Below are 20,021 nucleotides of genomic sequence, written 5' to 3'. Positions count from 1 at the left end.
ATATCAGGTGTCCACCAAACAGGGGTCAGGTCCCAGTGCCCGACGACCCCGATGAGTACGACGCCATCCTTGAACAGGGCATGCGGGAAATGAACGGCGACGGCGAGTGCGAAACCGAGGAAGAATTCCAGATTCGTTACAAGAATTTCTTCTAATCATCCACGCCAGCGTGCAACAGCGTGGGACGAACGACGTGTTCGTCCCACGCTTCTTTGTATCCGCTCAGCCTTCCGTCGGCGCAAAGTGAATTTTTGGTTTCCAACGCGACAAATCATCGAGTTTCGGGCATGCTTGGTGGGCAGAGGGGGACGCCTTTCGGGCCCCAGCCGACGGCGTTGAACTCCTTGAACTCCCCAACGTTTATTTGTTGATCGAAGTTTTAAGGAAAATACATGTTAAGACCACTGCATAATGTGGCGTGCCTTGGCATAGTTGCAGCCTTTCTCGCAGGCTGCACCGTCAGCGACGCCGAGCCACAGCCTGCCGTCGGAACTGCCGCCGTCGCAAGCCCCGCGTCGCCTGCACCAGACACCGGTGACGACGACGCGTCAGAGGACCAAGCATCGATTGATTTGGGTGGCTGGTCGATGCCTGAACCGGGACCTTTTGATTGGCGGGAGTATTACGAGAATCCATTCAAACCATGTGAGGAACTGCCCGAAGATGTCGTGGCCCAACTCGGCTTTAAAAAGAAGGCAATGAATCTTACCGATGTTCAACCTTATACATGCGATTTGGTGGAGCAACAGGAAATAAAGAATGACTCTGGATTGCTATTCATTACTTCGTACGGCGCCTCTCTTAGTCAACTTCAAGAGGGGCGATTTGAGCTGACCGACGAGACTGTTCCGAGATTGAGTAATGCACGTGTAATGCAGCAGACCGGCGGTGATACGCAGACTACCTGTTTCGCAGCGATAGAAACTCCCCGAGGAACGGTTGCCGTCAACTATGTCAATAGCTTGGGTCAAGGCAGTGGTGAAACCTTCTGTGACGTGCCCATCCGAATCCTTGAAAATCTTTTTGAGGGAAGTGATGCAAAGTGAAACTCGATACTCAACGTATTTCTGCTGATGCAAGTGCTGCAGAGCGCATCACGATGTTGCTTGACGCCAACGGATTGCGCCTGTCGAACGGCATGTCTGCAAATTTGTCATCGATTAGCGGCGTTAGGGAAACTGGGATGATCCATGGTCGACTCTTGGGAGACGATCCGGCTTCAGCAAAAGCCTTGATTGATAAACTCACGGACCAGGTTGATTGGATTGGGGGACAGCTAAGAAAGTTTGCTGTTGGAGCAATTGCCCAGGATGTGCTTGCGGCGCATTCGCTAGAAGCCGTTGAGACGGGCGGGATTTCTCCGGATGAGATTTTCATGTTGGACCCGCAGCCTGATGCGAGCTATGGCACGGTTCATTTCGTGAAGCCGCTAGTGGCGGTTGGAATGGATGCACCGTCGGTCATCGCTGAAGTCCTGGGACTTGATGGCTCAAGCATCTTAGCGACCCAACAACAGTGGCAATCTGTTTCCGCGTCGGCAGGGGAAGCTGCGGCGCAGTTGGAGGCGATGGCGGCATCGCTCGAAGAGTCGAACGAGGGCGAGTCGATTGACGCTGCGGTGGCGAAGATCCGTGAGATTGCAGGGACGGGCTCGGAGATTGCGGCGAATGCAGGGGCGATGGCTGGACGCACGGGTGCGATGTTGGGATTGTCCCAGGTATCGAAGTTGATGGCGCTGTCCATGGCGTCGACGTTGTCTCTGCCGATGGATCCGGTGAGCCGGGAAGCCGTCGAGCAGTCGGGTCTGGTCATGATGCAGAACGCGCTGCAGTCGATGGTGGATGTCTCGCTGCCGCCGGTGGCGAGCATCGCGCAGCCGCAGATGCGTGCCTCGGGAGGAGACTTCACGGCAGGCATGGACGCGGTCAACGCGAGCGGGTTTGGTCTGTCGACCGATGAGGTGGAATGGCCGAAGTCCTTTGAGGAAGCGGTTGTGCGTGGTGCGGTGGGACCAGGGTCCTTCGAGATTGTCGATGGGCAGCTGCGGCCGGTCAATGATATCGGGTTGTCGGCGGAGGACCTGGCGCAGCTCAATAGGGCCGCGCAAACGTACGTTCCGGCGATTTATGACGCAGCTGGATTGCCGGAGCTGTCGCAGGCGCTGACGACGCCGGCATCGGTCGGAACGCTGCCGAGCGCGGCGGGGTTGACTGCAGGTCTGCCCGGCGGAGTGGGTGGTGCCGCGGGTGGATTGTCGGGTGGCGCGCCGGGTATCGGGGCGTTGTCGGGCGGAGGAGCGTCGCCAGCGAATCTCGGTGGTGCATCGGGACTTGGAGCGGCAGCAGGACTGGGTGGGGGAATGAACTCAGGGCTGGGTGGCTCAGGCATCGGTGCCGCACCGATGGGTGCGCTCGGAGGCGCTGGCGGCGGTGCGGCTGGGGCTGCGGGTCGTGGCGGAGGTGTGCGCGGTGGCATCGGAAGCCGAGTAGGCATGCCGGCAGCGGGGGGACTCGGCGCGGGTGTAGGACGCGTTGGGCTGCCTGGTGCAGGTGGAGTCGCGGCCGGTGGCGCGCCAGGTGCTGGTGCTGCGGGCGTGGGTTCGACGGGCGCTGGGGTGCGTGCGGGCGGTGTCGGCGGTGGTGCTGGCGCTGCGCATCGCGGCATGATGCCGATGATGGGCGCTGGTCACGGTCAAGGAGACAAACGGGGGAAGGTAAAGACCGTGACGACGGCGGTGGAGCAAGACCAGAACCGGCGGGCGCTGCTCGGTGAGGTGCCGCCGTCGGTGCCGGGCGTAATTGGAGCGTGGGTGCGCGACTAAACGTGCGTGTCCGCTTTAGACGAAGACCCCGAGCGGTGCTCGGGGTCTTCGTGCGTCACGGTTTATTCGGGGCGGGCGGGCTCGCCGGGGTGGAGGGCGATGACATCGAGGCCAGCCTCGGAGAGATCGTCGGCGAAGTGGTCTGCCTTGACTGCGGGGACGTAGGCGACGACGGCGTTAGCTATTCCGGCGGAGGCGGCGCGGGTGCCGACGGCGCCGCGTAGAGCGGAAAGTTCCGCGATCTGCTGCGCATTTTCCAGGCCGTAGATGGCAGCGAGTTCGGTCTGCGAGGACCCGAGGACGGAGAGGAGCTCCGTGCCGCGGCGCGAACGCAGGGACCGGGCGACGCCCTGGGCGCGGGTGGTCTCATCATCGAAGAAAGCGAGCCAGTTGCGGGCATCGGGAAGCGTGGGCTGGCCTTCGGGACCGTCGATTTCGTGGACGGCCGTGAGCCAGTCGACGACGCGCGGGGCAGCATCGGGAAGCAGACGCAGCGAGTCCGTGCCGAAAGCGTGGCAGGCGTCGTGGACGAAGCGCTGGCGGGCGCGAATGTGGGCTACGGGGGCGGCGATATCGCCCGCGGCGGGGGCGGAGACGACGAAGCCACTCATCTCCTTGCCCAGCGGGTGCGGCGCCTGGGTGACCGAGTTATCCGCGTAGTCGATGACGGAGACGGTCTCCGCGGCACCGCGCAGCGCCGCCGTGTGGCGGGCGCGCAGGGGTGGGACCTCGGAGAACAAAGTGACAGCCTGGGCGCATACATCGGCGATGCGGGCGCGCATGGGGGCATCGGCAAGCTCCTCGTGGTCGCTGATGAGGGCGAGGGCCGTGGCGACGTCCATGGCCGAGCGAGCGCCGAGGCCAGCGTGCGGTGGGATATCCGAGACGGCAGTGATGTCCATGCCGGAGGTCTCGCGGGAGAGGAGCTGGCGGTTGATGAGCATCCACACCATGCCTGCCACGCGGGTGTGCGTGTTGCCCGTGGGCGCTGGCGGGACGATGGTGCGGCCCTCCGAATCTGTGGTGGGCTGTTGCGCCGCTGCCAAGGCGGCGAGGGCCTCGAGGGACGAGTCCTCCGTGGTCTCCTCGTTGTTTTCTGCGATGGTCACGCGAATGACGTCATCCGTGCGGGGGCTCACGGCCACGGCGGCGCGCAGATCCACCAGACCGATGACGGTCACGCCGCCGTAGTAATCCACGTGTTCGCCAATGACATTCCACGTCGCAGGAGCGCTGGCCACCGCCTGCGGCTGCGCGCCGGTCAAGCGCGTGTGCAGCTCACGGGCACGGTCAGCGGCGGGGGAGTCGGGGTGGTGCCACATCGGCATGAAGAATTACTCCTTTGGACTGGGGTGCATGCCTCCCCAGCGCTGCGCGATAGGCGCGCGCTGCGGGGAGACCAAGCGGAACAGTCGACATTCTACCGGTCGCACGGCCCGCGTTTCGCGGTAGCCTGGGTGGCACAGATTACGACGAACGCGCCGCGACGTCCCCGTCGCGGCAGACAAGGAGCAAAGACAATGACGAACGCAGGCAACACCAAGTGGTACTACGACGTTGCTACCGGCCAGGTGACCGAAGGCCCCGAGTCCGGTTGGGATAATCGCATGGGCCCGTACGATACCCGCGAAGAGGCCGAAAACGCCCTCAAGCTCGCTGCAGAGCGCAACGCTGCTGCCGATGCCGCCGATAAGGCCTGGGAGGACTAACTCCCGCGCGCAGCCGCGCTGCGCCTATCTGTGCGAACGGCCGCCGTCCCCGTATGGGGGCGGCGGCCGTTTCTGCGTTGCGGCTCGGTGCGCGGTTAGGCGTCCATCTTCTTGCGCAGCGGCTTGAAGGAGGACTTAATAGCCTTGAACGCTTCGTGGTAGTCCGCGAGGGCTTCGAGACCAATCATGCGCTCACGCTGGTAGAGCAGGCCGTAGCCGAAGGTGTCCTCGCCGCGGCGGCGGGCGGCCTCAGCCAGTTCGAGGAGCTTGTCGCGCGAGGTGACGGAATCCTGGAAGTCGCCGAGCACGGACTGCATATCCTTGCAGGCCTTGTAGAGTGCTTTCGTCTTGAGGTTCGTGGCGGAACCGGCGGCCTCTGCGGCGTAGCGCAGCTTCTTTGCGGCCTTGCGCATGTCGTGGAAGTAGTTCTCGCGCTCGTGGAGCGGGAGCTCGTCATTGCTCCAGTTCTTCACGGCCTTCTTGTGGCGCTTGACCAGCTTCGCATAGGCCTCGCCCAGGTGGTTGGCCATGACGGTTTCCATGTCCTGGGCGGGTTGCTCGTGGGCGGCGGGCTCAGCCTCGGGCTGTGCGTCCTCAGGCACGGGGGTTGCGGCAGCGGTGTCCTCGGTAGTCGTGTCCTCGGCGGGGGTGTCTGCGACGACCGGCGGATCGAGCAGGAGTTGGTCGAGTTCTTCGAGCAGGCCCAGGTAGCGATCCGAGTTGAGGGCGCCGATCACGTGGCGGTGGGCGCGGCGGTATTCGCGGCCCATGTCGTGGGCGATGTGGTCGCGGGTGGCCTCGTCGAGAACGTCGGAATCCTCAGACGCGAGGAGGGACTGCCAGCGCTCCTCGACGACCTCGGCGTCGCGTGCGACACCGAGTAGGCCTGCGAGGGACTTGAGTTCGCTTTCAATGTGCGCGATCTGCGGGCCCTCGACGATGCCATGGAAGGTCTCCATGTGGCTGCGCAGCTCGCGGGTGGCCACGCGCATCTGGTGGACAGAGTCCCACTCGTTGGCGCGGACCTTGGGGTCGTACTCGATGATTTTGTCGCGGTTGGTCTGCAGTGCGGCGATGACGGCCGCGGCGGCGGAGCCCGGCTCGACGGTGGACTCGCGCATGCTCGGCGGCAGCGGCACGTTGTCCACGGAGTCGCCCAGCGCGGTGGCCAGCTTCGACGGGGACTTAGACGGGAAAGCACCGGCGGCGATGAGCGCCTCGGAGCACAGCTGGAGCAGGTTCGCGGGAGCCGGGGCGTCGGCTGCGGGAGCCTCGGCGGCCTGGGCGGCGGCCTCGGCGGCGACGCCGGTGAGCTCGACTTCCCACTCGCGCCAGCGGGTCTCCTTGCCGGCGGGCAGGAAGGACTTGGCGGTGACATGGTCGTCACAGAACTCGGCGACGGGGTTGCCGTCGGGGTCCGCGTAGGTGATCTCGGTGCGCTTATTGTCCACCTGAGCGATGGGCTTGAGGGGGAGGTTGCGCACGAGCGAGCGGATTTCGGCGAGCAGCTCGGCGGGGACGATGTAGTTGCCGTCCGCGGCGTCATCGAGCGGGGCGTGGAGTTCTTGGCGGCCAGCGGCGGTGGGGGTCTTGATGTGCCAGCCGGAGTCGTTGCCGCCGGTGCGGCGACGCAGCGTCATCTTGGCGCGGGTGAGACGCAGGTCCGGGGTGTCGAAGTAGATGGCGGAGAGCTCGTGGTGCTCCTCGCGGGCGACGGAGCCGATCTCAGGCAGTGTGGTGAGATCCGGCAGCTCGGCAGAGCTGTCGACTGCGAATTTGGCCTCGATTTCGAGGGCACTGGTAATGGCCATCTACTCTTTCCTTTTCCTCGACGTGTGGGTGTCCTTCTGGGCCCGATCCTACCTTTTAGGGGTAGAAAGTGGCCCATAATGATGCGTGGCTGTGGTTACGCGGTGAGCGCCCGCTGGCGCGCGTCGAGTCCGGCCGAATCGCCGCCCAAGCGCGCGGACTCAGCGGCGGCGATGCCGTCATGCAATCCGTCGAGGTGCGTCGCCGACAGCGAGAGCGTCGACAGGTGAGGGAAGAGACGGTCGCGGGTTTCCTCGGCTGCGGTCAGGCGGCGGGCGAGGACGGGCAGTGCCTGCGAAGCCACGGTAGCGAGGTCCGTGGACGAGGAGGGCGCATCTTCACAAGACACGGCGGAGCCGGAAGTGGAGTCGTAAGAATTCGCCTCCTGCAGCAGGTCACCAATCCTGGTGGCGTAGGACAGGCGGAAGCTACGGCGGTAGGCCGCGGTGGTGCGGGTGCGCTTGGCCTCGGCAGCGCCGGGGGAGGACGTGAGGAAGTGCTCGCACTGGCGGGCGAGTGAAGCGTGGAGATCGATGACATGGTCGAGGTCGCCTGCGGTGCCGATGAGCGAGACCAGCCCGCGGGAGTCGATGAGCACGCCGGTGACGCCGTTGGCGTAGCAGACTGCGGCGAGCAGGCTGAACTTGTGCTTGACGTACGGGGCGTCGAGATAGACGCGGCGGGTGATGGGGGCGGCATGGGGATTCTGCAGGGCCTCAGTGAGGCGGTGGGACTGGCGCAGGGACTGGGCGCGGGCGATGAGTGCGTCGGCCTCCTCTTCGAATTCGGTGGACTCGGCCTTGCGCAGGAGGGCCTCGATCTTGCGGCGGATCTTGGCGGCGGGGTCGGATTCGGGCGTCGTGGGTGGGGTGAGGAGTTCGACGTCGCGGAGCACCTTGAGGGAGGTGAGCTCCGCATGCCAGGAGGGTAGAAGACCCACGTCGTAGAAGGGATCGGCGGGTGGCAGTAACCTGAGCCAGGCGGCGCGCAGGTAGGGCGAGGCTACGCGCGCGGGCACGCGGATGGCAGCACGGTGGGCTAAAGGATGGATGGCAGGGCCGAGGATGTGGAATAGGTCGTCTGGGGTCCAGCCGCGCAGGGCGGCGATGACGATGTCGTCGACGATGGTGGTGGGGCTCATCATGGCGTTCTCCTTGAGTGGTTTTAGTAAGAGTGTTCTAACGGAGTGCGCTTAGACTCGCATGGTGCGTGGACATGAATGAGGCGAGACACCCCCGCGGGCTACCCCCGAGATGCTCTGGTGAGCTGGGCAAAGCGGATGAAAAGTACTGCCCAATAGAGTTGGCAGCTCCGCTAGAGTGAAGGGCATGAATAGCCAACACGAGTTTGTCCTGCGCACCGTCGAGGAGCGCGATATTCACTTCATCCGCCTGTGGTTTACCGATATTTTGGGCGGCTTGAAGTCCGTGGTCATCAGCCCCTCGGAGTTGGAGGACGCATTTGAGGAGGGCATCGGCTTCGATGGCTCCTCGGTGGAAGGTTTTTCGCGCATTTCGGAGTCGGACACCATCGCGCTTCCGGACCCGTCCACGTTCCAGATTCTTCCGTTTGACCAGGACGATCCCAACCTGCAGTCGGCGCGTATGTTCTGTGATATCCAGCAGCCGGACGGTCAGGCCTCGCTCGTGGACCCGCGCCAGATTCTGCGCCGTCAGGTCGCGGACGCCGCGGCGGATGGCTTTAGCGTCAAGGCCTCGCCGGAAATTGAGTTCTTCCTGCTTAAGGAGCTCAAAGAGACGGGCAAGTTGAAGCCCACGGATAACGGCGGCTACTTCGACCAGGCGAGCCAGAACACCGCGCCGCGTTTCCGCTCGTATGCGATGCTGGCGCTGGAAGAGATGGGCATCTCCACGGAGATGAGCCACCATGAGACAGCGCCAGGGCAGCAGGAGATCGACCTGCGGCACGCGGACTTGCTCACCATGGCGGATCACATTATGACCTTCCGCTTCGTTATTAAACGTGTGGCCACCAACCAGGGCATTCGCGCGACGTTTATGCCCAAGCCTTTCGAGGAGCACCCGGGCAACGGCATGCATACGCACTTCTCGTTGTTTGAGGGAGAGACGAACGCCTTCCACGATCCGGATGACGAGTTCGCGCTGTCTACGACGGCGAAGCAGTTCATCGCGGGCATCCTCGAGCACGCCACGGAGATGACCGCCGTGACCAACCAGTGGGTCAACTCCTATAAGCGTTTGATGTTCGGCAACGAGGCGCCGGGTTCGGCGACATGGGGCGTGTCCAACCGTTCGGCGCTCGTGCGCGTGCCCACGTATCGCCTGGGAAAGGCGGAGTCGCGCCGGGTGGAAGTGCGCAATATCGACGCGCTCATGAACCCGTACCTGGGCTACGCCGTCATCCTTGCCGCGGGGCTCAAGGGTATCCGCGAAGGCTACGAGCTGGGCGAGCCGGCCGAGGACGACGTCCATTCGCTCACCCGCCGCGAGCGCCGCGCGATGGGCTACAAGGATCTGCCCACCTCGCTCGACCAAGCGCTGCGCGTCTTCGAGCGCTCCGAGTTCATGGCGGACATCCTCGGCGAGCACGTCTTCGAATTCTTCCTGCGTTCCAAGTGGGACGAATGGCACCGCTACCAGGCGCAGATCACCACCTCCGAGCTGCACACCAACCTGGACTTCTAAGCTATGGCGAAGATTCCCTCACCTGCCACGCTGGGGCTTACTCGTCCCACCGCGGCGCAAGACCTCGAAGAACTCGGCTGGACCACCGAGGAGACCATTCCGCTGCTGTGGACGCTCGCGGCCTGCGGTAACGCGGACGTCGCGCTCAATACCCTCATGCGCATCCACGACGCCGCCCCCGAGCTCGAGCCCGCCATGCGCGCTGACGAGGCCCTGCGCGTGCGTGTCCTCGCCCTCCTCGGCGGCTCCACGGCGCTGGGCGATCACCTCGCCGCGAACCCCGAGCTGTGGCACGAACTCGCCAAGCCGCTGCCCACCGTCGCGGAGTTCTACCAAGAGATGCTCGGCGCCATCGAGGCACGCCCTGCGGCCTATGAGACGGAGCTGACGCGGCCGGATGGGGCATCGGCAAGCTTGAGCGGGCCCGGCACCTACGTCGCGGGCATCCGCGAGGCCAAGATTTTGCTCAAGTCCACCTACCGCACGCTCGTCATGCGACTGGCCGCGCACGACCTGGCCGGCACGCTTCATTCCCGCAAGGGGCAGACCGTGGCCCAGCCCGAAGTCCCGTTCCGCGAGGTCACGCGGCTGACCACAGGGCTTGCCGATGCCGCCCTTACCGCAGCGTTAGCCGTCGCCGTCCGCGTCGTCTATGACGAGGCTCCGCTCGACGCCCAGCTGGCCGTCATGGCCTTGGGCAAGTGCGGCGCGAACGAGCTCAATTACATCTCGGACGTGGACGTTATCTTCGTCGGCTCCGAGGCCACCCCGCGGATTACGCGCGTCGCGGCGGAATTCAATCGGATTGGTTCCGCGTGCTTCTTTGAGGTCGACGCGAACCTGCGGCCGGAGGGCAAGTCCGGCGCGCTCGTGCGCACGCTTGATTCGCACGTGACGTATTACAGGCGCTGGGCGGAGACCTGGGAGTTTCAGGCGCAGCTCAAGGCCCGCGTGCAGACGGGCTACCTGCCGCTGGGCGAGGACTACATCGCGGCCGTCAAACCGATGGTGTGGGAGGCCTCCCTGCGCGACTCCTTCGTCGAGGACGTTCAAGCCATGCGCCGACGCGTGCTGGAGAACGTCCCTCCGGAGCTGAAGACCCGCGAGCTCAAGCTCGGCACGGGCGGCCTGCGCGACGTCGAATTCGCAGTGCAGCTCCTCCAGCTCGTGCACGGCCGCTCGGATGAGTCGCTGCGCGTGCTCAATACGATCGAGGCGCTCGAGGCGCTGGTCGCCGCAGGTTACGTCGGCCGCGAGGATGGCCACCAGCTCATCGAGGCCTACGAGTTCCTGCGCCTGCTCGAGCACCGCCTCCAGCTCGAGCGCTTCCGCCGCACTCACCTGCTACCGGAGGAGGGCGACGCCGTCGCATGGCAATGGCTCGCGACCGTCGCCGGGTTCAACCCGGACGGCGCGCAGTCCGCCTCCCAGGCGCTCGCGAAGCGCCTCAAAGAAATCCGCGTGCTCGTCAATGATCTGCACTCGCGCCTGTTCTACCGGCCGCTTCTGCATTCGGTGGTCAATCTCGACTCGGATACGCTCAAGCTCTCGCCGGCCTCGGCGAAGCTGCAGCTCGCAGCACTCGGCTACACGTTCCCGGACCGCGCCTTCGAGCACCTCACCGCGTTGGCCACAGGGTCCTCGCGCAAGGCCCGCATCCAGGCCATTTTGCTGCCCACGCTCATGGGCTGGCTTGCCGAGGCCGCGGACCCCGACGCCGGCCTGCTCAACTACCGCCGCTTGTCCGAGGCCGCCTACGACGCGACGTGGTTCCTGCGCATGCTCCGCGACGAGGGCATCGTGGGCCAGCGCCTCATGCATATCCTCGGCACCTCGCCGTACGCCGCCGAGCTCATCATTTCCGCGCCCGACGTCGTCAAACAGCTCTCGGACGGCGCGACCGGACCCAAGCTGCTCGAGACCTCGCCGCAGCAGGTGTCCACCGCGCTCGTGCGCTCGACTAAGCGCCACGCGGATCCGGATAAAGCCGTCGCCGTCGCACGTTCACTGCGCCGCATCGAGCTCGCGCGTGTCGCGGCCGCGGACCTGCTCGGCTTCATGGACGTGCGCGAGGTCTGTCTCGAGTTGTCTACCGTGTGGAACTCCGTGCTCGAGGCCGCGCTGCGTGCCGAGATCCGCGGCTGGCAGGGCGCCCATAATGCACCCGAGGACGCGGACTTCCCACGCCCGCCCGCGCGCATCGCGGTTATCGGCATGGGCCGCCTGGGCGGCATGGAGCTCGGCTTTGGCTCGGACGCGGACGTCATGTTCGTCGCCGAGCCCGCCGAGGATGCCGTCGACCCCGAGACCGGCGCCCCCGTCGACGAGACCACCGCCGTGAAGTGGGCCGTCACCATCGTCGACGGTCTGCGCCGCCGGCTGGCCAAGCCCTCGGGCGACCCGCCGCTCGAGGTCGACCTGGGCCTGCGCCCCGAGGGCCGCTCCGGTCCTGTCGTGCGCACCATCGCCTCCTACGAGCGCTACTACCGCGAGTGGGGCGAAGCCTGGGAGATGCAGGCGCTCCTGCGCGCCGCATTCATCGCCGGTGACGAGGAGGTCGGCTCCCAGTTCATGGAGCTCATCGACGGTTTCCGCTACCCGGCGGGCGGTGCCTCCGAGTCCACGATTCGCGACATCCGGCGCATGAAAGCCCGCGTGGACAATGAGCGCCTGCCCCGCGGCGCGGACCGCAATACGCACCCCAAGCTCGGCCGCGGCGGACTCACGGACATCGAATGGACCGTGCAGTTGCTCACCATGATGCACGCCCACGAATGCCCGGAGCTGCGCAATCCCTCGACGCTAGGCACGCTCGACGCGCTCGAGACCCACGAGATTCTGCCCGCCGCGAAGGTGAGCGCGCTGCGCGAGGCGTGGTGCCTGGCCACCGACGTGCGCAATGCGCTCGTGCTCGTGCGCGGCAAGCGCGTGAACCAGCTGCCGCCGCCGGGCCCGCAGCTCGCGCAGGTCGCCGGCGCCTCCGGCTGGGCCCCGGAGGACAACCAGGGCTACCTCGACCATTATCTCAAGACCACGCGGCACGCCCGCCGTGTCGTCGATGAGGTCTTCTGGGGCGAGCCCGAGTCTCTCGAGCACGAGGAAGGTCCGTTCTAACTGCCGGTTTCCTGGCAATAGCCTGCCGATGCCCCCTTATCCCTAGGCAGCGCCCCCACGCGCGGCCTAGGCTAGATAAGTCACTTGAAACACGGAAGGCGGACGGACCACCCCATGGCTTTGACTCTGCGCTTGGATCTTTCTTCGGCGAATGTTGCAGACCTGGAGGCGCTGCTCGCAGCGGCGCGCGCCGGGGGCATCGGCGGCGAGGGCCGCGTGAGCCTCGACGGCACGGAGCTCGTGCTTACCGTCGCCGAGCCCGCCGCCACGCAGGAGGCCCCGCGCCCTGCGACGCCGGACGCCTCGCAGCACTCGAACCCGGTCGAACTCGTCGGACCGGTGGGGGAGGCCGCCATTCGCTCCGTCATCGATATTTTGAGCGGCCGCCAGAATCCGCCGCGCACCCCGGGCTTCGGCGAAAACGAGGCGCGCTAGATGTCGCGACGTTTCATCAACGCGGCGCTGTCTGTTTTCGTCGTGGTCGCCGTTGTGGGCCTGGGACTGTGGTTCTACCTGCGCGACCGCGCACCCGCCGGCGCCCAGACCGTGGGTGAGGCCGTCGCGGAGCTCAGCGGCAGCTCCACGAATACGGACACGATAAGCTCCAACCTCGTCACGGTCCTTGATCGCCTGGGTGTGTTCACACACAGCCCGCTGCACGACCCGGCGCAGTCTCCCGCGCCGGACACCGCGGAGTCGCGCGACGAGCTCATCTCGCGCATGGAACAGGCCGTGGGCCGCGGCGAGCTCACCGCCTTCGAGGCTCGCGCCGTGCTCAAGGCCTACGACCAAGGCCTTATCACCGGCGGAGAGTCGCCGCTCGTTGTCCTGGACTCCGGCGAGGCCCCGGAAACTTCTGAGTCTTAAACCGCGTCTTCAGCAGCGTCGTCCTCGATGGCGATAATCTTCACGCGGCGCGGCGCATGCGGCTGGAAGCGCTTCTCCACGAAGTGCGTGACCACGATGCCCGCCAGGCCGAAGAGCCACACGCCCAGCACCGCGAGCGCGCCGTGGCGGAAGTCCGCCCACTCCATGCCGCGCGAGCTTAAGACCATGCCCATGATCTGCGCGCCGAGCATGCCCGCGACGAAGCCGCCCATATTCGCCAGGCCCGTCGCCGTCGCCACAACGTCATGCGGCAGGCGCTCGCGGATCTTGTCGAACCCGTAATTCGACACCGGCTGCAGCAGTGCCATGACGAACATCATGACCACGACGACCCAGAAGCCGCGCGGCGAGCCTGTCGCGAAGAACAGCGCCCAGCACACGATGTGGGTTGCTGCGAAAGCGAGCGCCACCCAGTCGCGCACGCCCGACAGCCGAGCAGAGATACGCCCGTGGATCGGGCCCGAGAGCACCATGAAGACGGTATTAAGGGTGAGCACGATGCCGGCGGCGGCATCGGAAAGCCCCATGGCTTGCGTCATCATGGGCATGCCCCACATCATGACGAAGACCGGAGCGGCGAGCATGCCCGAGAAGTGGATGAAGAAGCAGTTCCACGCCGTCGCCGAGGTGACGACGGCGGCGAGGCGGGCACGGAGGCTGGGAACGGGGGCATCGGAAGGCGCGGCGGCGGGAAGAATGCCGAGCTTCTCCGGGGAGTCCGCGACGGCGACCGAGGCTGCGAGCGCGACGAGGATGCCCACCGCGCCGAGTGTGACAAACGCCGTGGTCCACCCAGTCACGCCGAGGTACCAGAGGAAAGGAATCGCGGAGATGAACTGGCCCAGCTGGCCCAAGGCGCTTGTGACCTGCGTGAACATCGGCGTGCGGTGCAGCGGGAACCAATAGGGCAGGATGCGCATGACTGACAGGAACGCCGTCGCATCGCCGGCGCCGATGAGGACGCGCGCCGCGACCGCGACCCAATAATTGCTGGTAAAGCCGAGGACAACCTGTCCGATGCCCATGACAAGCGCACCGGCGACGAGCATCGCGCGCGGGCCGAATTTATCGATGGCGACGCCCGTGGGAATCTGCGCCAGCGCATACGTGCCCACCTGGATGGAGGTAAACACGGCGATGGCGCCGGCGGTGGAGTCGAAACGCTCGATGGCATCGAGGCTCGCGACGCCGAAAGAGGTACGGCCGGTAATCGCCATGGTGTAGACCGCCATCGCGGCGACCCACACCCACAGCGCCTTCGTGGTGATGACTTCGCGGGGGTTCGGGACCGACTTTTCTTCCGACATGGGTGTAAAGTGTACGCCCCGCCCACTATGGTGTTAGAGGTGGATTATATTTCGACGCGCAATGAAGAACGCACCCCAGCTAAATTTACGGACATCCTTCTAGGCGGACTTGCCCCTGATGGTGGCCTGTACCTGCCGTCGGAGTATCCGACGATTACCTCGTCCATGCTGGATGAGTGGCGCTCCGTGCTCGCCGACGGCGGCTATTCGGCGCTCGCCGCCGAGGTGCTTAAGCTCTTCATCGACGACATTCCCGCCGCGGACATTGAGGCGATTGCCGCGCGTGCGTACACCACGCCGAAGTTTGCCTCGGAGGAGATCGTCCCCGTCACTTCTTTGGGGGATGGGCTCTGGGTTGGCCACCTGTCCGAAGGCCCCACCGCGGCGTTCAAGGACATGGCCATGCAGCTTTTGGGCGAGCTCTTCGAATACGAACTCGGCCGCCGCGACGCGTCGCTGAATATCCTGGGCGCGACCTCGGGCGATACCGGCTCGTCTGCCGAGTACGCCATGCGCGGGCGCCGCGGCATCCGTGTGTTCATGCTCACCCCAGCCGGCCGCATGACACCGTTCCAGCAGGCCCAGATGTTCGGCCTCGACGACCCGAATATCTTCAACATCGCTTTGGACGGCGTCTTCGACGACTGCCAGGACGTGGTCAAGGCCGTCTCCGCCGACGCGGAGTTTAAATCCACGTACGCCATCGGCGCCGTGAACTCCATCAACTGGGCGCGTCTCATGGCCCAGGTCGTCTACTATGTCAACTGCTACCTGCGCGTGACCTCCTCCAACGATGAGAAAGTCTCGTTCTCCGTGCCGACCGGCAACTTCGGCGATATCTGTGCGGGCCACATCGCGCGCCAGATGGGCCTGCCTATCGACCGTCTCATCGTCGCGACCAATGAGAACGACGTGCTCGACGAGTTCTTCCGCACCGGCAACTACCGCCCGCGCCCCGCGTCCGAGACCATGGCGACGTCCTCGCCGTCCATGGACATCTCCCGCGCCTCGAACTTCGAACGTTTCGTCTTCGACCTCACCGGCCGCGACGCCGCACGCACCGCGGACCTCTTCGGCACGAAGGTCAAGGAGGGTGGCTTCTCTGTCTCCGCCGCGGAATTGGCTGCCGCGCGTGACGAGTACGGCTTCACCTCGGGCCGCTCGACCCACGCCGACCGCCTGGCGACCATCAAGGACGTGCACGAGCGCTACAACTACCTTGTCGATCCGCACACCGCGGACGGCATCAAGGCTGCGCGCGACGCCCAAGCTGCCGATGCCATCGCAACCCCCATCGTCTGCCTCGAAACGGCACTGCCGGTCAAGTTCGCGGACACCATCGAGGAAGCCATCGGCACCGTCCCGCCGTCCCCCGCACGCTTCGAGGGCATACTCGACGCCGAGCGCCACGTCACGGATCTTCCCAACGACGTCGCCGCCGTCAAGGACTTCATCACCACATCCATCGACACCACGGAGGTCTAAAACATGGCACAGGAACAATTCGCCGGGCCCGAGTACTTCACCGAGTTCGACCCGGAGAAGTTCATCCGCGACATGAAGCAGGTCAAGGAAATGGACGAGGAGGCGGCCGAATCATCCGACTCCGCAGAGAAGACCAACGATGCCGACTCCTGATTTCATCCTGCGCCTGCGTTCCCGGATTGGCCACGAGCCGCTCCACCTGCCCGGCGTGACCGCCGTCATCCTGCGCGACGTTCCCATGGGCGCTGCGGTATGGGAGGTGCCGTCGGTGCTGCTCACGCGTCGCGCCGATACCGGCACCTGGGCACCTGTGGCCGGCATCTCTGAGCCCGGTGAGGACATCGGGGAGACCGCCGTGCGCGAGGTCCTCGAGGAGGTCGGCCTAGAGGCCCGCGTCGAGGCGCTCCTTGGCTCCGGAAAGACGGACCCCGTGACCTATCCCAATGGCGACCAGTGCACGTTCATCGACACAGCGCTGCGCCTGTCCGTGCCCGACGGCGCGGAGCCCGTGGTCTCCGACGACGAGAACCTCGACGCTGCCTGGTTTTCCGTGGCAAAGCTGCCGCCGAGCGTCCACGCTCGGCACCGCATGATCATCGCGGACGCGGTGGCGCAGATGAAGCATCCGCAGGGTTTCCGGCCGCGGGTGGGCTTCGTGAAGCGCTCACGGTAGCTCGTCCTGTTTCAAGCCAGCTCCGTCTCGTGCGGTGGGTTGGCTTTGGTTTTGTGGCGGTTTGGGCTGATTCAGAGGCCCTGAAGCGCCATAAACCCAAAGCTGCAGTCATGGGGGTGGTGGCTGGCTTTGGTTTTGTGGCGGTTTGGGCTGATTCAGAGGCCCTGAAGCGCCATAAACCCAAAGCTAGGAATTCTGCCCGCGGAACTCACGGACCCGTGCGGACACGGCCCGGTAGGCTTCGCCAGAGACGACGTCGCGGTAGCCGAAGCGGAGAATGATAAGCCCGTGCTCGGAATAGAGGGCATCGGAACGACGCTTTTCGCGGTCGAGGTTGAACGCCTGGTCCTCGGAGGACGTCCCGTATTTTCCTTTGCCATCGAGCTCGACAACGATGGGCGTGTCATTGACTCGGAAGTCCACTCGGTAGGTGCGTCCGCGCACGGTGAAGGAGGCTTGAGGGGTGACGCGAAAGTCATTGGTCGTAGTACATTGCGCGTAGAAGATTGCTTCCAAGGCAGAGTCGAGGCGAAGGGGAGGGGCGGCCAAAGCAATCATGTCTTCGATGCCGCCGAGCTTTTTGATCCCTAAGTCTCGGCATTCTTTGGCGCACTGGGCAATGTCGCTATAGGCAGTAGGTACGCGTGACATAAGGCTACACAGCGCGATGAGCGCCGCGGTATGCCCATAGAGGCGGTAAAGGTCAACAACCGTGCGTGCCGGGATGGTGATGAGTGAGCCGTTGTAGTCGCAGTAATGAGAAGCAGGTACCGCGCTGTAGAGCGGCAGCTCATAGGGGTCTTTTGTCGTTGTTGGGGCACAGTAGGTCTCGACCCGGGTGGGAAAAGCTTCGAGCCGCCAGAGTCCGACCACTGCCGCAGCGGCGTGCCCAGCGAGGAGGCGTCCGCGCGCTGCGAAGGAGTGCGCGAAGAGTGGATATTTCTCCCAGTCTGAGGTGGGAACCTCTGCGGTAGGGAAATACACGCTGCGATTGATACGCGTGAGGGTTCCGCGCCGAACGGCGCGGGAAATCACCCCACGGCTGTTCGGAATATGCGTTTGATCACGTGGGAGGATGAGTCCAGATTCGGTACGGCGGAAGTCCCCGAGCTTCCAATGCCGCCCTCTCCCCGAGACAGTCATGCTGCTCATCATAAAGGAAACAACATGACTGCGCAGGGCGAGAAGGTTAGACCGCCAGCGGCGTCGTCCGCGGGGTCACGGCGATGGGGAGGTTGGGAAGGATCTGCCTTTGATGCGTGTCTTGTAGCCGGTGTTCGGGGTGCCGTCGAGGTTGGTGGCGCGGCCACGGTTCCACCAGCCCTCATTGGAGTCGACCTCGTAGAAGCCGGTGTTGGTATCCGTGGAGAAGCGGACGGAATCAAAGAGGTAGAACTCGGTCTTGGCGTCGAAGCCGCACGTGTCCGCGATGCCCGTCGATGCCAGGTATTCCTCGGCCTTGCCGGCGACGTCGCGCGGGTAGCAGGAGAAAGGATCGAGGTGAGAGGATCGTGGACGAAGAACTTGATAGTGAGCGCCTTCTCGATGCGGAACGGGTCGAGCACGGCGGAGGCCGGAATGGTGAAGTGATTCTCGGTGCCGGGGACGTCGGTGAAACGCACGTCGACGAAACGTACGTCCTAACCCTTGATAAACCTCACGACGTCCTGGATGGTCTGGAGTGCCATGGGGCTGATACTCCTTGCGAATGAAAGCTCGGCGAGGCATGGGCCCGCGTTGGTTTTCTATACGCTAAAAGGCGTGCGTCTTATCTTTCTATTATGTGCGGGCGGCGGGGAGCTTTACACATGCCAGGTAGGACGTGTGACGTTAGTTACTGGGGGAGAATAATATTCTCTAGCTCCGCCGGTGCGGCGGCGTGGTGCACCGCGCCGTCGGCGACATAGTCCGCGACGGTAGCCGGGGCGAAGCTGTCGCCGCAGACGACGATGGTCTCGTCGCAGATGAGCAGGAGCCGGGCCGCGGCGGCAAGCTCGAAGAGGAGCGGAAGGTCAGCGCGCGACCACTGCCAAGCAGTGGCGTAAAAACTCACGCCGTAGGGGTACGAGGTTTCGAGCAGGAGAGTGCCGCGCCGGAGAAAGATGCCATCGCGCGAGAGGCTTGCCAGGACGTGGCGGGCTGCTGCGGGGTGGGGAAGGGCGGCATCGGCAAGCGGGGCAAACGTTAAGGTAGAAGCCATGAAGATCATGATTTTAGGCGCCGGGGCCGTGGGAGGCTACTACGGCGGGAAATTGCAGCAGGCCGGACACGAGGTGGGATTCATCGCGCGCGGGGCGACACTGGAGGCGTTGCGCGAGCGCGGGCTGGACCTCGGCGGGAAGGTCGTGGCGCCGTCCTGGGCGGCGGAGAGCGCGGCCGAGCTCGTGCAGGCGATGGGGACGCCGGAGGTGATTATCGTGGCGTCCAAGGCGCTGCCGGGGAACGCGACGTTTGGCGACCTTCCGCAGGTCGACGAGCTGGCCGGAGTGCCGGTGGTGACGACGCATAATTCGGTGGAGACGCATTATGAGGCCGCGCGGCTCTTTGGTGATGAGCGGGTCTTTGCCGCGGTGATTCGCGCGTACCTCACGCGCACGGGGCCGGCGGAGATTCGTCTGAACCCTGGGCCGCTGTCGCTGAATTTCGGGCCGCTGCCGGGGGTGCGCGCGCCGGAGCTCGACGCCGTGGGGCGTTTCCATGCAGCGCTGCATGCGGCGGGGATTGACTCGGAGTATTTCCCGGACGGGGAGATCATGGTCGACGTGTGGTCGAAGGCGATGTTTGTCGCGACGACGGGTGCGCTCGGCGCGCTGGCGGGCCGGCCCATGGGTGTGCTGCGCACCGAATTGCGTCCGCAGCTGCGCGGGCTCATGGACGAGGTCGCGGCGGCCGGTCGTGGCTGTGGGGTCGCGCTGCCGGCGGACATCGTGGACCGGACCCTCGCGTTTGCAGACGAGCAGTACGCGGAGGCGACGAGTTCCATGCATCGCGATATTGAGGCAGGACTGCCCAATGAGCTCGACGCGCAGATTGGCGCCGTGCGGCGCATGGCGGCAAGCGTCGAGGTGGGCACGCCGTTGCTTGACTACACGCAGGCTGTGCTGGAGGCGCGCTTCTAGCCTGCGTCGCCGTAGCGGGCACGGCCGATGGTGTAGACGCCAAAGCACACGAGCCCGATGGCGGTAATGATAAGCAGGACCTGGTCGAAGGGCTGGGCACCGATGGTGTGGAGGGCGGCATCGAGGCCGCCGGCCTTCTCTGGGGCGTGGGAGGCCGCGACCCAGATGACGAGCGCGCCCGAGTTGGAGGCCTCCTCGCTGTAGCCGCCCCGGGAGATGCGGAAGGCGAGCCAGCCGATGAGGACGAAGACGGCGCCGAGGACGACGAAGCCGACGCTCGTCATCCGGTTGAGCGCCTGAGATTGCTGCGCGCGGATTCGGCAGCGTTGCGGGCGGTGTTGCGTGGAGAGCTCGTAGGTTCACCCTAGGGGCGCAGGCACTAGTGCGTACGCGAAACCCACGCGGAGCCCTGTGCGAACGGGGCCCGGCG

The 20,021-nt window shown here is 65.0% G+C and carries 18 protein-coding genes and 1 pseudogene; 11 read left to right on the top strand and 8 right to left on the bottom strand.

Annotated elements, in window-relative coordinates; genetic code table 11:
• The first annotated feature begins 392 nt into the window (after positions 1-392).
• Together HMPREF3227_RS04125 and HMPREF3227_RS04120 are read left to right on the top strand one after the other, a co-directional pair.
• Positions 393-1,046, top strand: coding sequence for a DUF3558 family protein (locus tag HMPREF3227_RS04125; protein WP_066510509.1), 654 nt, complete (start codon positions 393-395; stop codon positions 1,044-1,046).
• 398 nt (positions 1,047-1,444) lie between these two features.
• The gene (locus HMPREF3227_RS04120) at positions 1,445-2,821 is read left to right on the top strand and encodes a hypothetical protein (protein WP_156452965.1); all 1,377 of its coding nucleotides are present in this window, start codon (positions 1,445-1,447) and stop codon (positions 2,819-2,821) included.
• Positions 2,822-2,883: 62 nt separating this feature from the next.
• On the opposite strand, the gene HMPREF3227_RS04115 is transcribed toward HMPREF3227_RS04120, so the two are convergent.
• Complete coding sequence (locus tag HMPREF3227_RS04115) at positions 2,884-4,149, bottom strand: galactokinase family protein (protein WP_066510503.1); 1,266 nt, start codon at positions 4,147-4,149, stop codon at positions 2,884-2,886.
• 192 nt (positions 4,150-4,341) lie between these two features.
• Here HMPREF3227_RS04115 and HMPREF3227_RS04110 point away from each other — a divergent pair, with 192 nt between their 5' ends.
• A complete protein-coding gene (locus tag HMPREF3227_RS04110) occupies positions 4,342-4,530 on the top strand; it encodes a hypothetical protein (protein ID WP_066488506.1) in 189 nt (62 codons plus the stop codon).
• A gap of 95 nt (positions 4,531-4,625) precedes the next feature.
• On the opposite strand, the gene HMPREF3227_RS04105 is transcribed toward HMPREF3227_RS04110, so the two are convergent.
• Positions 4,626-6,341 (bottom strand): CYTH and CHAD domain-containing protein, encoded by a 1,716-nt coding sequence (locus HMPREF3227_RS04105; RefSeq protein ID WP_066510501.1) that lies wholly within the window; start codon positions 6,339-6,341, stop codon positions 4,626-4,628.
• A 95-nt stretch (positions 6,342-6,436) separates the two neighbouring features.
• Positions 6,437-7,483: a DUF2786 domain-containing protein gene (locus tag HMPREF3227_RS04100; RefSeq protein ID WP_066510499.1), complete on the bottom strand. Its 1,047-nt coding sequence runs from the start codon at positions 7,481-7,483 to the stop codon at positions 6,437-6,439.
• Positions 7,484-7,667: 184 nt separating this feature from the next.
• Between HMPREF3227_RS04100 and HMPREF3227_RS04095 the strand changes: the two genes are divergently transcribed.
• From HMPREF3227_RS04095 to HMPREF3227_RS04080, 4 genes are all read left to right on the top strand, one after another.
• A complete protein-coding gene (locus HMPREF3227_RS04095) occupies positions 7,668-9,005 on the top strand; it encodes a glutamine synthetase family protein (protein ID WP_066488603.1) in 1,338 nt (445 codons plus the stop codon).
• Positions 9,006-9,008: 3 nt separating this feature from the next.
• A complete protein-coding gene (locus HMPREF3227_RS04090) occupies positions 9,009-12,119 on the top strand; it encodes a bifunctional [glutamine synthetase] adenylyltransferase/[glutamine synthetase]-adenylyl-L-tyrosine phosphorylase (RefSeq protein WP_066510496.1) in 3,111 nt (1,036 codons plus the stop codon).
• 114 nt (positions 12,120-12,233) lie between these two features.
• The gene (locus HMPREF3227_RS04085; RefSeq protein ID WP_066488523.1) at positions 12,234-12,554 is read left to right on the top strand and encodes a hypothetical protein; all 321 of its coding nucleotides are present in this window, start codon (positions 12,234-12,236) and stop codon (positions 12,552-12,554) included.
• Positions 12,555-12,986 carry a hypothetical protein gene (locus HMPREF3227_RS04080; protein ID WP_066488529.1) on the top strand — a complete coding sequence of 144 codons (432 nt, stop codon included), beginning with the start codon at positions 12,555-12,557 and terminating at the stop codon, positions 12,984-12,986.
• On the opposite strand, the gene HMPREF3227_RS04075 is transcribed toward HMPREF3227_RS04080, so the two are convergent.
• A complete protein-coding gene (locus HMPREF3227_RS04075) occupies positions 12,983-14,314 on the bottom strand; it encodes an MFS transporter (RefSeq protein ID WP_066488531.1) in 1,332 nt (443 codons plus the stop codon). The two genes, HMPREF3227_RS04080 and HMPREF3227_RS04075, sit on opposite strands and share 4 nt — an antisense overlap.
• A gap of 39 nt (positions 14,315-14,353) precedes the next feature.
• Here HMPREF3227_RS04075 and thrC point away from each other — a divergent pair, with 39 nt between their 5' ends.
• From thrC to HMPREF3227_RS04065, 3 genes are read left to right on the top strand one after another with little or no spacing between them, the layout of a single operon-like run.
• Positions 14,354-15,799: a threonine synthase gene (gene thrC, locus HMPREF3227_RS04070; RefSeq protein ID WP_066488534.1), complete on the top strand. Its 1,446-nt coding sequence runs from the start codon at positions 14,354-14,356 to the stop codon at positions 15,797-15,799.
• 3 nt (positions 15,800-15,802) lie between these two features.
• Positions 15,803-15,952 carry a hypothetical protein gene (locus HMPREF3227_RS13495; protein WP_168162227.1) on the top strand — a complete coding sequence of 50 codons (150 nt, stop codon included), beginning with the start codon at positions 15,803-15,805 and terminating at the stop codon, positions 15,950-15,952.
• Complete coding sequence (locus tag HMPREF3227_RS04065; RefSeq protein ID WP_066510493.1) at positions 15,939-16,472, top strand: NUDIX hydrolase; 534 nt, start codon at positions 15,939-15,941, stop codon at positions 16,470-16,472. Before HMPREF3227_RS13495 ends, HMPREF3227_RS04065 begins: the two co-directional genes overlap by 14 nt.
• 186 nt (positions 16,473-16,658) lie before the next feature.
• Here the strand turns inward: HMPREF3227_RS04065 and HMPREF3227_RS13235 are convergent, their stop codons facing one another.
• From HMPREF3227_RS13235 to HMPREF3227_RS04050, 3 genes and pseudogenes are all read right to left on the bottom strand, one after another.
• Positions 16,659-17,456, bottom strand: coding sequence for a hypothetical protein (locus HMPREF3227_RS13235; protein ID WP_070736062.1), 798 nt, complete (start codon positions 17,454-17,456; stop codon positions 16,659-16,661).
• A 243-nt stretch (positions 17,457-17,699) separates the two neighbouring features.
• Positions 17,700-18,160, bottom strand: a pseudogene (locus tag HMPREF3227_RS13230) (type I glutamate--ammonia ligase); the annotation flags it as partial.
• A 146-nt stretch (positions 18,161-18,306) separates the two neighbouring features.
• Positions 18,307-18,672 carry a hypothetical protein gene (locus tag HMPREF3227_RS04050; RefSeq protein ID WP_141628464.1) on the bottom strand — a complete coding sequence of 122 codons (366 nt, stop codon included), beginning with the start codon at positions 18,670-18,672 and terminating at the stop codon, positions 18,307-18,309.
• Here HMPREF3227_RS04050 and HMPREF3227_RS04045 point away from each other — a divergent pair.
• Positions 18,671-19,591, top strand: coding sequence for a 2-dehydropantoate 2-reductase (locus tag HMPREF3227_RS04045; protein WP_066510485.1), 921 nt, complete (start codon positions 18,671-18,673; stop codon positions 19,589-19,591). The genes HMPREF3227_RS04050 and HMPREF3227_RS04045 overlap by 2 nt on opposite strands.
• Here the strand turns inward: HMPREF3227_RS04045 and HMPREF3227_RS04040 are convergent.
• On the bottom strand, positions 19,588-19,875 hold the full coding sequence (locus HMPREF3227_RS04040) for a DUF1206 domain-containing protein (protein WP_066510484.1): 288 nt from the start codon (positions 19,873-19,875) through the stop codon (positions 19,588-19,590). The genes HMPREF3227_RS04045 and HMPREF3227_RS04040 overlap by 4 nt on opposite strands.
• Positions 19,876-20,021: the final 146 nt, after the last annotated feature.

This window comes from Corynebacterium sp. CMW7794 (genome assembly GCF_001563605.1).
Classification (GTDB): domain Bacteria; phylum Actinomycetota; class Actinomycetes; order Mycobacteriales; family Mycobacteriaceae; genus Corynebacterium; species Corynebacterium phoceense.
This window is presented reverse-complemented; position numbering and strand designations above follow the sequence as displayed.